The organism is Anaerococcoides asporogena, assembly GCF_029590275.1.
In the GTDB taxonomy this organism is placed as follows: Bacteria; Bacillota; Clostridia; order Clostridiales; family Clostridiaceae; genus JG1575.
In genome coordinates this window covers 1,859,184-1,871,543 of the sequence record NZ_CP120965.1, presented here as the reverse complement: position 1 = coordinate 1,871,543, position 12,360 = coordinate 1,859,184, and the positions used below count along the sequence as shown (strand labels likewise).

The following is a 12,360-nucleotide window of genomic DNA, read 5'->3' as shown; positions in this document are numbered from 1 at the left end:
GTTTTATTCTGTCGGGGGCTAATCGTCGATTCGATTCTTGATCTTGTCAACGATCTTAGCGGCTTCATGTTTGGCGTCAGACACTCGGTCGCCTACCCAATTCTGAGCATCTTCCAGGGGTTCACCGACATTTTCGGCTCTGCGTTCGAGCTTCTCTGCCTGTTTTTCCACCTCATGTTTTGAATCCGTGTAAGAATCCTGCATCTTGTTTTCGAATTCATCTACTGGTTTTGCCGAATCATTGAACCCCAGATCGTTATCCATTCGATCATCAATTTTCTCAGCTGCTTTTCCAACTTCATGTTTGACATCAGAGACCCGATCGCCAACCCAGTTCTGGGCATCTTCCAGTGGTTCACCGGCGTTGTCCAGGCGGCGTCCAACTTTCTCCTTCATTTTGAGTGCTTCATGCTTTGCATCGGTTAAGTGATCTTTCATTGGTTCCTCCTTCAGATTGTCAAATTCACGGCCACTAAATCCGGTCGAAACGGTTGGATCCACTGGATTTACCGCGCCGGCTCCAGCCATCAGGTTTTCATAGGAACGTTCGTCCTCGATTCCCGGGGCATTCATATTCTCATTAAAATTTTTGTGTTCAACCAGATTATCTCTTACCTGAACCGGTTCGTCTCCCGTAACCGGAACCTGCAGTGAAGTTCCCGAATAATTGGCAGGATCTGCCATGATCGGATCGACTTCATCCATCGGGTTCAGCTCATAGGAGGTCGGCTGATCTCTCCAGGATCCATGGCCCAGTCTGGTGGAAACATCCCGGTAGCGAACCTCATCACTGTCCACCGTAACGATGATATCTCCAGCCTGGAAACGCTCATCGAGGTATCTGGCATCTTCTTCGCTGACACCTGCGTCAATCAGAGCACCACCGATGACACCAATGGTTCCGCCAACTGTTCCGCCGGTTACAGCGCCTGCCAGAGTAGCCGCGATGGGTCCGGCTGCAAGGATTGGGCCGATTCCCGGTATGGCGAGAAGTCCAAGGCTGGCCAGCAGGCCACCCAGTCCGCCAATGGCTGCGCCTGTTGCGGCACCGCCCTTTAATCCAGTCTCAGTAGCAGTTTCAACGCCTTCAATGCCTTCGATCCGATCTTGATTTCTTGAGATAACGGAGATTTCCTCCGAGGTATAACCCATGTTCAGAAGATCCTCAACTGCCCTCTGAGCATCCTGAGTGGTCTGATAGACTCCGAAAACTTTCTTGTTCATGTTTGTCTCCATATTTGTCCTCCTGATATGTTTTAATCATTTATTTTAGGGATCGTTGGTTTCTGACTCAAGAATAGCATGAGGTTCTTTCAAACTGTCATTAACAATCTTTGATTCGGGTAAGCACTTTCTGAACTGAGTGAACTGAAATTGAGCTATGTATCCATGTTGAAAACAATTGATATTTATATTCATTAATCATTCGTTTAATTAATATAATCTCATGTCAAATGGCTATATTGTAAAATAATTAGAGGAATATGAATAAGATGCTCCTTAATAACAGGAATCTTTATAAGCCTTTATAGATGTAAATCCGCCTGCTGACTGACTTGAGAGGCTACATTTGATATCGGGTTTCTCAGGTTATCTTAGCTTCATTTTTGACTTTTCAGCTCAAGGATCCAGGAAAGAGATCCTGTACGCTTCGTGAACGAAAAGGTTCTGGCTGGGAACCGAAATAAAAAAAACAATAAAAAAAGAACCGATCTTTCAATCAGTTCTCTTGATCCTTATCTATGGAATGAGTATCGCTTCACGCCAGTGGCGTCTCAGGAGTTCTATTTCTCGAGCATATCCATCCAGATCATTGGGGGTTTCCAGATAAAACGGAAGATGATTCAGCCGGGGATGATTGATGATTCGAATCATCGCAGGCAAGCCGATCGTCCCTTCGCCGATTTTTTCATGGCGATCCTTGCGGCTTCCCGGGAGATTTTTCGAATCATTCAAGTGGATCGCTTTCAATCGCTCCAGTCCGATGATCTGATCAAATTCCTGCAGAACGCCCTCCAGGTCATTCACGATATCATAGCCGGCATCATGGACATGACAGGTATCAAGGCACACGCCCAGCACCTGGCGATGGGGCACACGAGCTATGATTTCAGCCAGTTCCTCAAATCGGCTGCCAATTTCAGTTCCTTTCCCTGCCATGGTTTCCAGGAGAATGGTCGTCTTCAGGTCGCGCTGAGTCAGCCGGTCCAGGGCTTCCACGATCAGGCGGGTTCCTTCTTCTTTTCCCTGACCGACATGGCAGCCGGGATGAAAATTGTACAGATTTCCCGGAATCGACTCCATTTCCAGAAGATCTTCTTCCAGTACCAATGCTGCAAAATCCCTCACTGAGTCCGTTCCGGAAGCCGGATTCAGGGTATAGGGAGCATGAGCCAGAATGACCCTGGGCGAATCCTTCAGAAAGAGGGCAAGATCCTTCGGATCCTGCTTCTTTTTCTGACTCCCCCGGGGATTCCGGGAGAAGTATTGATAGGTCGATGCGCCGATCTGGGCCATCGTCTGATTCATGGCAGCAAAACCGCCGCTGGAAGACAAGTGAGAGCCAATCAGCAGCTTCTGCCTGTCCGGCTTATATTCAGCTTCATCGGAAGCGGATGGATCAGAGAAAGTGTTTCTTGGGTTTTTATTCTGTTTCAGGATGGGTGGTCCTCCTTTATCATTTTTTTGAATTTAGGGCTAATTCTTAATTGGCTTATCTGAACTGCTGATCAAGTCCAATGAGCGGCTGCTCCCGTTGATTCCTTCGAATCAGCCGGGAGCAGCCGTCTCTGGATCCTTCCTAGAGCTTAACCACTTTGATGACCGAGCCTTCTTCGCGCCGGTTCTCTACGACAATTTGAATCGGAATGCGCTCTTTCAGTTCTTCCACGTGTGAAATAATTCCCACCAGACGCCCCAGTCCCTGCAGTTCAAGGATAGTTTCCATGGCCGAGTCCAGGGACTCATGGTCCAGGGTGCCAAATCCTTCATCAATGAAAATGGTATCCAGCCGAATCCCCGCATTTTTTTCCTGAATAAAGTCCGACAGGCCCAGGGCCAGAGCCAATGAAGCCTTGAAGCCTTCTCCGCCCGAAAGCGTTTTAACGTCCCGTTGGGAATTCGAGTAGGCGTCGAATACATTCAGATCCAGTCCCTCAATCCTGGATTTTCCGCCGGAGTCCTGACTCTGGCGCAGCAGCGTGAAGCGACCCGAAGTCATCTTCTTCAGTCGTTCGTTGGCATTGATCAGGACGCCGTCCAGATAGTAGCCCAGCACATAATTTTCAAACGTCGTACCCTTGCCGGTGGTTGTGTCCAGCCGGACGGCCACGTCGAGTTTCTCGCGGTAATGCTTGTAGTCGGAAAGTGCGCTTTCCAGTTTGATCAGCGCATTGTCAAGGGCGGATTCCCGCCGGATGGCAGCATTGTTCTCATGACCCAGGGCTGTTTCCCTGGCCTTCAGATCATTGATCTGATTCTGCAGATCCGTCAGATCCGATCGAACTTTCCCTTCCAGCTGACGCCGCATCAGTTCCAGATTGCTTTGGTCATTAGCCAACTTCCGGAAGAAACCTTCCGCGCCTTGCCGCAGAATATCCTCCTGATCCAATTTTGCTTCAAGTGCCAGGAATTCCTCCCGGCTCAGGTCCAGCTTCTCCAGCCCCTCGTTCAGCTGTGTCTCAAGCTGTCCTGCCTCTCCGTCCAGGCGAAGAATCTCTTCCTTCATGGACTCAGCGGAGGCTTTCAGCCGGGCCACCGCTTCCGCTGATGTGTGACGCGTTTGCTCCGCGTGCTGTATGGCCTGACTCAATGAAGCGTCTTCCCGCTTCAGTCCGGCTGCCCTGCTTTGGAGCAGGGCTTCATCCAGCCCCGCCGTCTGATGGTACAGATCATCCAGGCGGGCTTTTAGACTCGTTGCCTGTTCCTTTTGGGCGTCGAACCGGGTCTGGACATCTCCCAGTGCCTGGATCTCCTGATCCGCCCTCTCCCGGTCCCGCTGATTCTGACGAAGTCTGTCCTGGGTCTGTTCCAGTTTCGACTGACTCGTCCGGATCTGACTCACCAGGAGTTCGAGCTGGGCTTTCCCTTCCGCCACACTGCCTTCCCGTGAGGATGGATCCATGGTTTCTTCAAGCTCGGCCAACTCTGCGGATTTTTCCTGTGTTTGCTTTAACAGAAGAGCAAGGCGGCTCTCTGTCTGATCCAGATCGCGCTCCAGCTGGCGGACCAGCTGTTCCTGAGCTCTGATCTGACTTTGGGTAACAGCGGAATGAACCCGGAACGGAGTGGGATGATCCTTGCTGCCGCAGAGCGGGCAGGGCTGGTCGTCTTTCAGATGATGGACGAACTGCCCAAGACCCTGACGTTCGAATTCTTCGCGCAGCTGTTCCAGCCGGCGCCGATTCTCCTGCCCTTCCCTGGTGGAGGGAACAATTTTTTCCTGGCAGATTTGTGTTTCCGCAGAAAAATCTGCCAGGGACTGCTTCAGCTTCTGCCAGGTGATTCGATGTTCCAGTTGGCGCCGCAGGGTCTGATAGTCCTCTTTCCCCCGGGAGACCTCCGTCAGATAGCGGACTTCTTCTCCTGCCAGCTTCTCGCGTTCTTCCGTCAAAGTCTGTCGGGCGCCAGCCCACTGCTGCAGGGATTGCAGCTGCGCGGTCAAAGCCATCAGCTGGCTGGCTGCCTGGTTGTAAACAGTTTTGGCCTGCTGGCATTGAATCAGCCGAGTCAGCTGTTCCTGGATCCGTTCCAGTTCCAGAGTCAGTTCTTTCAGCCGACTCTGCCGCTGCGGGTTCTGAGCGTAGTCAGACTGTGCCGTGATCAGAGCAGCCTCTGCGGTTTCCAAATTGCGGGCAAGATCCTCCTCATCCTGGTGGCGCCGGGTTAAGGTCAGACGATTACTGACGAGACTTTTCTGCAGTACGGTCAGCGGTCGGATTCGGTTGATCTGCCGTGCCATTTCCAGGTCCGCCTGATAGCTTTGTTCCTGGTTCCTGGCAATCTCAATTTTCTGCTGAAGTTCATCTGCCTGAATCAGCTGCTTGTTGATGCGGGTTCCTTCCTCCAGCCGCAGGCTCAGTACATCCAGCTGACTGCGATAGAGATCCAAACTGCTTCGGAACGTTTCACAGGCTGCTTTGGCTTCCTTCCAGTCCTCCTGCAGGATCTGCCGGATTTCATCGGGGTCGGCGGCCTGGCTGGCTCGCGGCGAAATCCGCTTCTCGGTTTCAATGAGATGATGCGCCCGGTCAACCTCTCGGCGGATTGCCGCCAGTTTCTGGCGGATCTTTTCCCGAATCAGGGCATAGTGATCCGTATCAAACAATTTGCGCAGGATATCGGATTTATCCTTGGAGGATGCCGCCAGAAAGTTTCGAAACTCGCCCTGAGGCAGCATGACGATCTTGCAGAACTGGTCCGCAGTCAGTCCCAGAACATCAAACAGCTTCTGTCGGATGTCAGTAATCTTGGTCAGAGCTTCGTCCTCCCGATCATCGACGACCAGGATCTGTTTTGCTCCTCGCTGACCCTTTTGCCAGCGTCGGACACAATATTCATGAGTTCCGGCGCGGAAGCGGAACTCGACATTGAAATCATCGTCCGGACCGATCAGGTGTGAACGCAGATCGTTCGGCGAACGCTGGCTGGTAGTGGCAACGCCGTACAGGGCAAAGCTGATTGCGTCAAAGATGCTGGTTTTGCCGGAACCGGTGGGGCCGGACACCAGAAACAGCCCATCATCTGTAAATTCGTCAAAATGAATCTCAGTTGGTTTTTTGAAGGTCAGAAAGCCTTCCATTTTCAAATAGATCGGGATCATGCTTCCACCTCCATTTCCCGGAAAATATCATCCATGAAGGTCTGTTCGTCCTCCGTCATGTCGCGCTGATTCTTGTCATGAAAGAAATCAGCAAACAGCTTGCGGGTATCCGCTTTTCGAATGGCTTCCTGATCTACTCTCAGCTCATAGTCTGATTCCAGCCGGGAATAGGCCAGACTGATGATATTGGGGTAAAGCTGTGACAGCCGGGCAAAGGCCTGATCCACCCGTTCGGCATCGGTCAGCGTTACGGCAAGAAAGTCATCCTTTTTTTCCAGAAATCCGGTCTGCATCAGTTCAGCAAAGGTTCCCTGGATTTTTTTCAAGTCCCGCAGCAGCCGAACCGGTACCAGTTCAATCCGGCACTGACCATCCTGATCCATTTCCACCCAGGTGATGGATTTTTTGTGATCGGCTTCCGAGGCGGAGTATTTAAGAAGTGATCCGGCATAGCGGACACAATCCCGGCCGACTTTCTGCGGCTTGTGCAGATGTCCCAGCGCAACATACTGGAATGGATCAAGCACTGAATGGTCAATGACATCCTCTCCGCCGATGGAGATCCGGCGTTCCGATTCCGACTCTTCCGGACTTTGCCCGTTTACCCCGAAGTAATGATGGGCCGCCAGGATTTTTCGATGATCATCCGCTGGAACGCAGGTCAGCATCTGTCGTACCGTCTCGGTATGATCCCTGGTATCGGTGATTTCGAAAATGGCTCGGGCACCATGCATGTCCTTATACGGCATGAGATATAAGTCCACCGGACCATGTTCATCATGCCGCGTGATCCGCTCCAGCGGGTTTTTCAGACTGCCGCAGATATGATACCCTGACCGTTTCAGCAGACTGCCCATTCCCTCCAGCCGGCGGGAGGAATCATGATTGCCCGAAATGGCGTATACGGGAATGTTGTGATCCAGCACCAGCCGGGTAATAAAATCGTCATACACGGCAATCGCTTCTTCGCGAGGGACCGAACGATCGTAGATGTCTCCGGCAATCAGTACAAAATCAGGGTTTCGGTCCTGGGCCAACTTGAGCACCTGCTCCAGGACGAACGCCTGATCCTCCAGCATCGAACGCATTTCAAACGTACGGCCAATATGGAGATCTCCTAAATGGATAAATTTCAACGCCAACTTCCTCCTGTGAATTCAATACTTCCATTTTAACATGCAGAGCAGTCATTTCCGGTTGCATTCATGGGTTTGTAAACCTATACTGAAAGAAAAGGAACGAAGGAGGCTGACCATGGCACAGCGGATCAAAATGGTGAAATATCTTGATTCCAATCCGCCCAGCGGGCTCGATATCCGGCCCGTGGACAAAGATCGGATCCGAGAGATTGCAAAAATCATGCTGGATTCCTACATTGACACACCGGACTACGAAGGTGAATCCCTGAATGATACCATCAAGGAGATCTCGATGGTATTCCGTGGTTATTATGGTCAATTCCTCGAAGATGCTTCCTTTTTAATCTGCAACGAAGAAGATGAGATTGTGTCCTGTCTCTTTGTCTGTGACTTTAAAAATGAGGCGACAATCACCTATCTCTTCACCCGCAAGGATCATTTAGGGCGGGGATTCGCGACGGCTCTGATCCACAGTGCCGAACACGCCTTGCTCGACAAGGGCTATGACCGCATTTTCCTGTTTGTTTCCCGAAACAACAACCCAGCCGTTCAGTTGTACCTGAACCTGGGCTTCATGGAAATTCCGCTCAACACCTCCCCCATCGACCGCGAGTTCCTCAAGGAAGTTCGCGAGTGGGAACTGAACTTCAGTCCCATCGGAGATGAACGGACAATCGCCCAGATCATTGACCATGAATTCGAGATCGACTCCACCCGTCCCGTCGAATCCCGCTGACAGGAAATAAAAAAGCCTTGAAACAGGCCTCAAGAACAGGCAGGTACCGTAAGCAACGATACCTGCCTGTTTTATCATTTATGTGTGACGAGGAGACGGAATATCTGGATTCTGCTCAATCAGGGATTTGTCAGCGGATTGCCTTCCAGTGTAAATTCCGCGGCAACCTGCGCCGAATTGTTGTAGGTCTGGACAACCCGGTACTGGCCAGGCTCCAGGATGCCGAAGGCATTCTTGAGCTGGACGGCGAATTCCGCATTGGCTGACGGACCCAGCGTCCGGAGCTTGGTATCCCAAGCATAAGAGGGGTTTTCCGTCAGTTTCTCCCACTTTCCATCTTGCTTTATTTCCAGGCTGACCCGCCGATTGTAGGAAAGTTCCATCTTGCTGTTGTTGCGCAGGGTCACTTTCAGCAGCTGCTCGGCATAGGGATCAAAACTAGTGCTCAGGGTTACCGTATCCGGCTTGATGGCGGGAGCCGTCTCGTCGATCCGGTCAATCTCCAGGCCATCGCCCAGGTTAAGAATGGAATGATCATCATTGAAGGTATTGATGTTATAGAGGATCAGTACGTCAGTAATCAGATACTGATCGACCAGAGCATTGACGTCCCCGGTGTAGTAACGCAGATCCACCATGGTAATTTCGTTGAAATCCTTCGTGACGAAGGGAACAAAGGCATTGGCATAGGAGTCCTTGATGATGAGCAGGCGCCGGTCATTGGTACTGGAGGTCGTGATGCGCACCACCGGGTAATTGCCGCCAAGGAACGTCAGGTATTTGTCCTGCCCGTCCACCAGATCCATCTGATAGAGCGAAGTCAGCTTTTTCTGCTCCTCGGTCAGATTGACAACGAGGTCTTCCGGGACTTTCGGCACATAGAGATTCAGATCATCCGGAGCATCCGGTGCTATGCCGGATTTTGCCGTCAGGGTTCCCAGAAAGTCCTGGGATACCTTGCGGATGTCATATTCCCCTTCCGTCCGCGGAGCCAGTCGAATGGACTTCAGATACTCTTCCTGAGCCAGGAAGGCTCCTTCCTGGGTCCAGTGATGGTCGCTCTTGAAATAGAGATACCTGGCTTTTTGTTCCGAGAAGCGGGGAATCAGATCGATCTTGTTGATTTTGACGGAGAGCTGCTCATAAAACTCCTTGAGATAGTCGGTCTGGCTTGCGGTCGGCGCGAAGGGCGGCAGCTTGTCTTTCAGAATCTCGACTTTGGTCGGCACCAGCATGACGCTGACCTTCTGGGTGGGATGAGCTTTGACAAAAGCGTTGATCACCTGAGCCTTCTCCGAGGTCAGTGCGGCCGGATTGGGGCTGAACTTATCGATCAGAACATCTCCGGCATGAATATATACTTCATTGTTTTCCTGCCGCTGCAGAAGTCGTTCCATTCCCGCCTTGATGCGAATCATTCGATCGCGCAGCGGAAACTGGTCTTCCAGGTAGCCGCCCAGCTGTTTCTGAAACGAGCCGTCCATAAATCCGGTCAGTGTGAAGGCAGGCCGCTGTTTCAGCGACCGGTTCTCCACGGCGGAAAAGGCCTGATCCGGCAGAGCCAGATGGAATCCCAAAATCAACAGTAATCCGGAGATGAAAAAGATCAGCAGCGTTCGACGGTATTGACGCAAATGGAGGTTCATTTTCTTTCTGGTCATTCTGTCCCCTCCTAGAATCCAATGTACATGGACGGCGAAAAGCTCTGGTTCAGCAAATAGGCAATGGACACAAGGAACAGGATCAACAGACTGATCAGGAAAAAGCCCAGGCGTGACCGGTTCATCTTAAGTTTCATCAGGCTCAGGCGCCGGAACAGAGCCGGCCGGGTCAGGACGATGCCCAGAATCAGAATGGGCAGGTAGGTGTAGAGATAATAGATCCCTGATGCATCCCATAGACCCGATCCCCGGCCAAGCAGTGCCAGGAGGTATCCGCCCGCATGGGTCAAGCTGGTGGTATCAAACACCACCCAGCCAATCATGACAGCCGCGAGTGTATAGGCGTTGGCCAGGAATCCGGGAATCCGGGAGAGTATTTTTTTCAGGGCAAAGCGCTCGATCAGGATCAGAACACCAAAGTACAATCCCCAGACAATGAAGTTCCAGGACGCGCCATGCCACAGCCCGGTGGTAAACCAGACGGTAAAGACCGCCAGCAGCAGCTTACCCAGTCCTTCGCGGGAACCGCCCATCGGGATGTAGAGGTAATCCCGGAACCAGCGTCCCAGAGTCATGTGCCAGCGCCGCCAGAATTCAGAGACACTTTTTGAGATGTAGGGAAAATCAAAGTTTTCCTGAAGCTGAAAGCCGAACAGATTCGCCACTCCGATGGCCATATCCATATAGCCGGAGAAATCGAAGTAAATATAGAGGGTGAAAGCGGTCACTCCGACCCAGGCAAAGAGCAGGGACAGATTTCCAGGGTCCGTGGTCTTAGCTACATTCCAGAGAGCACCCAGGGTATTGGCCAGGAATACTTTCTTGAAGAGGCCCACGATAAAGCGCTCGGCTCCTTCCGCCATAAGATTGGGGCGAATCAGCCGCTCGCCCAGCTGAGGCTGGATCTCGTCATAGCGCATGATCGGACCTGAGGCAAGCTGCGGGAACATCAGGCAGAAAAGTCCAAGGCGAAGTGGATTACGCTCCGCCGTGAATCGTTTCTGGTAGACATCAATGTTGTAGGAGAGGACCTGAAACGTGTAGAAAGATATTCCTAGGGGCTGAGCCAGCCGTTCCGCATACAATCGGGTACCGAACAGCACATTGAAGTTCATGAAAAAGAACCCGAGGTACTTAAAGACAAACAGCAGCAACAGATTCAAGGTAACAATTCCGATCAGCATCGTCTTGCGAGCATCGGGTATCAGAATTCGATCCATGACCAGGGTCAGTCCGTAGTTCAAGAGGACTGATCCGGCGATGAGCGCCAGATATTGAGGATTGCCCCAGCTGAAAAACAGGATGCTCAAAAAAAGCATGGTAATGTCCCGTGCTTTAACTGGTGTTGCATAATAGATCAAAAGGGACAGGGGCAGGAACAGGAAAATAAACGAGATGCTGTTAAATATCACGGCAATATCTCTCCATTAACGAAAACTCAGATCCAGGGCTGCTTTGACTTCCTGGACGTTGCGGCTGGAAATAAAAATCAGAAATCTGCCCTGAACCTTCAGGACGGAATCTTCCAACAGCCGGGCTTCTTCCGGCCGGTAATTGCGATACATGTCTGACCGGGCAGTCCGCCGATTTTCAATCACCTGACGGAATCCGGCCAGGCTGGATTCTTCCTTCGCTTCCAAAACAAGGATCTCCGAGGCATCCATGGCGCTCTTGGGCGCGAAATAGACAAATTGCTCCAGATCCCGGTCTGAAATGCCATAATTTTTGCGCAGTGTCTGTTCATCTCCGGTCATCATGACCGTCAGATCGGCTTTCTGTTCCACCGCGGCGCGAATCCGGGCGAAGTCCGGTGAGCCAAAATGGATGATTCCGGCAAGAGACAGAGCGAAAAACATGCTCAGGACGAGTCCGGTGATTACGGATGCGTTGCGCACCCCTTCCCGGTGACGGTGTAAAAAAGATTGTATTTTCATCGTTTTTCAATAAACTCCCGTTTGATGAAGTTGAAGAAATCCGTATAAAACTGCGGTTTGACATGAATTCCATCCGGTTCATAGAGCTCTTCCGTAACGACGCTGGAAATATCCATGTAAATCGCATTGGATTCATCGGCCAGTGTCTGGATGCCTTTATTGAAGGCTTCCCGACGTGTCTTTGCCAGCGCCGGCTGCTTCTGAATTGCTTTGGCATTAGAAGGCAGAATGGAGAGCAGCACGATTTCAGTCTGGGGCAGCTTTCCCCGGATCTGCTCCAGCAAGGTGCGATAACTGGCCGTAAATGCATCGGCCGAGGAGAAGTTTTCCAAATCATTCATGCCATACCAGAGAAAAATCCGGGCCGGCGACAGATTGGACAACAGCGCCACATCCTCTGTGGCTGTCTTGGTATTGCGCCCTACTTTGGCAACCACATTGGAGGGCGGCAGCAAATCGTAGAGGGATATGGACTGAGTGATGGAATCGCCCATGAAAATTGCGTCTTCGAAATATTTCCGGTTGGGAATCTCGGCCACGGCGATCTTGCCTATGCCATACTGCTCTTTGATTGAGCGCAGTCTGGCTTCGATCTCGGTAACGGACTTGGCCTCCATCGCCCGTACGACCTGGCGATTAATTTCAATCTGACGCGCTGCTTCGTTCTTCTGATGCTGACGAACTGCAAAATAGCCCACGATGATCAAAAAAATCAGGGCAGCCAGCCCGATCCGTCCCCACCGGTATTTCATTTTTCTTTTTTTTCGATTATTATATGGTTTATTCAATAGTTTTGCCATGTATGATCGTCCTTTTCTGCCCCGGAATTTGAACTATCTTGTTTTTTTCCAAAACAAAACGGAAACCCAGTCTGCGTTCCTTTTCCTATTATACATGAAGTTGAATGAAAACTGGGAAATGAGCTAAAAAAAGCCAACACAGTCTTATTGACTATCCGATCGAACATCCTCAAACAGCACCATCAGAATAACCAGTCAACGCCAACTGATCTCAATCCCTATGATCCCTTCACTTCATATAAATCTTCTGTTTACCCTGTTACCCTGTT

At 51.1% G+C, this 12,360-nt stretch carries 9 protein-coding genes; 1 reads left to right on the top strand and 8 read right to left on the bottom strand.

Translation table 11 applies throughout. The annotated features are described in order from the left end of the window. Positions 1 to 18: 18 nt before the first annotated feature. The 4 genes from P6M73_RS08750 to P6M73_RS08735 all read right to left on the bottom strand — a co-directional run bounded on the left by P6M73_RS08750 (position 19) and on the right by P6M73_RS08735 (position 6,957). Complete coding sequence (locus P6M73_RS08750) at positions 19 to 1,236, bottom strand: general stress protein (RefSeq protein ID WP_277852673.1); 1,218 nt, start codon at positions 1,234 to 1,236, stop codon at positions 19 to 21. A gap of 504 nt (positions 1,237 to 1,740) precedes the next feature. Further along, on the bottom strand, positions 1,741 to 2,574 hold the full coding sequence (locus tag P6M73_RS08745; RefSeq protein WP_277855751.1) for a deoxyribonuclease IV: 834 nt from the start codon (positions 2,572 to 2,574) through the stop codon (positions 1,741 to 1,743). 226 nt (positions 2,575 to 2,800) lie between these two features. Continuing rightward, the gene (locus P6M73_RS08740) at positions 2,801 to 5,821 is read right to left on the bottom strand and encodes an AAA family ATPase (protein WP_277852672.1); all 3,021 of its coding nucleotides are present in this window, start codon (positions 5,819 to 5,821) and stop codon (positions 2,801 to 2,803) included. Beyond that, on the bottom strand, positions 5,818 to 6,957 hold the full coding sequence (locus P6M73_RS08735) for an exonuclease SbcCD subunit D (protein ID WP_277852671.1): 1,140 nt from the start codon (positions 6,955 to 6,957) through the stop codon (positions 5,818 to 5,820). Before P6M73_RS08735 ends, P6M73_RS08740 begins: the two co-directional genes overlap by 4 nt. 118 nt (positions 6,958 to 7,075) lie before the next feature. Between P6M73_RS08735 and P6M73_RS08730 the strand changes: the two genes are divergently transcribed. Next, a complete protein-coding gene (locus P6M73_RS08730; RefSeq protein WP_277852670.1) occupies positions 7,076 to 7,696 on the top strand; it encodes a GNAT family N-acetyltransferase in 621 nt (206 codons plus the stop codon). A gap of 119 nt (positions 7,697 to 7,815) precedes the next feature. Here the strand turns inward: P6M73_RS08730 and P6M73_RS08725 are convergent, their stop codons facing one another. Genes P6M73_RS08725 through P6M73_RS08710 form a run of 4 tightly spaced genes read right to left on the bottom strand, consistent with a single transcriptional unit; the run spans position 7,816 to position 12,091 of the window. Beyond that, the gene (locus P6M73_RS08725; RefSeq protein WP_277852669.1) at positions 7,816 to 9,357 is read right to left on the bottom strand and encodes a DHHW family protein; all 1,542 of its coding nucleotides are present in this window, start codon (positions 9,355 to 9,357) and stop codon (positions 7,816 to 7,818) included. Positions 9,358 to 9,368: 11 nt separating this feature from the next. Further along, a complete protein-coding gene (locus P6M73_RS08720; protein WP_277852668.1) occupies positions 9,369 to 10,769 on the bottom strand; it encodes an MBOAT family O-acyltransferase in 1,401 nt (466 codons plus the stop codon). Positions 10,770 to 10,784: 15 nt separating this feature from the next. After that, positions 10,785 to 11,291 carry a DUF4358 domain-containing protein gene (locus P6M73_RS08715; RefSeq protein WP_277852667.1) on the bottom strand — a complete coding sequence of 169 codons (507 nt, stop codon included), beginning with the start codon at positions 11,289 to 11,291 and terminating at the stop codon, positions 10,785 to 10,787. Further along, positions 11,288 to 12,091: a GDSL-type esterase/lipase family protein gene (locus P6M73_RS08710; RefSeq protein ID WP_277852666.1), complete on the bottom strand. Its 804-nt coding sequence runs from the start codon at positions 12,089 to 12,091 to the stop codon at positions 11,288 to 11,290. The genes P6M73_RS08715 and P6M73_RS08710 overlap by 4 nt, the downstream gene beginning before the upstream one ends. Positions 12,092 to 12,360 lie beyond the last annotated feature (269 nt).

Coding starts and splice junctions, on each gene's coding strand:
- P6M73_RS08750 (WP_277852673.1), bottom strand. CDS start 1,236: ATGGAGACAAACATGAACAAGAAAGTTTTCGGAGTCTATCAGACCACT.
- P6M73_RS08740 (WP_277852672.1), bottom strand. CDS start 5,821: ATGATCCCGATCTATTTGAAAATGGAAGGCTTTCTGACCTTCAAAAAA.
- P6M73_RS08730 (WP_277852670.1), top strand. CDS start 7,076: ATGGCACAGCGGATCAAAATGGTGAAATATCTTGATTCCAATCCGCCC.
- P6M73_RS08725 (WP_277852669.1), bottom strand. CDS start 9,357: ATGACCAGAAAGAAAATGAACCTCCATTTGCGTCAATACCGTCGAACG.
- P6M73_RS08715 (WP_277852667.1), bottom strand. CDS start 11,291: ATGAAAATACAATCTTTTTTACACCGTCACCGGGAAGGGGTGCGCAAC.
- P6M73_RS08710 (WP_277852666.1), bottom strand. CDS start 12,091: ATGGCAAAACTATTGAATAAACCATATAATAATCGAAAAAAAAGAAAA.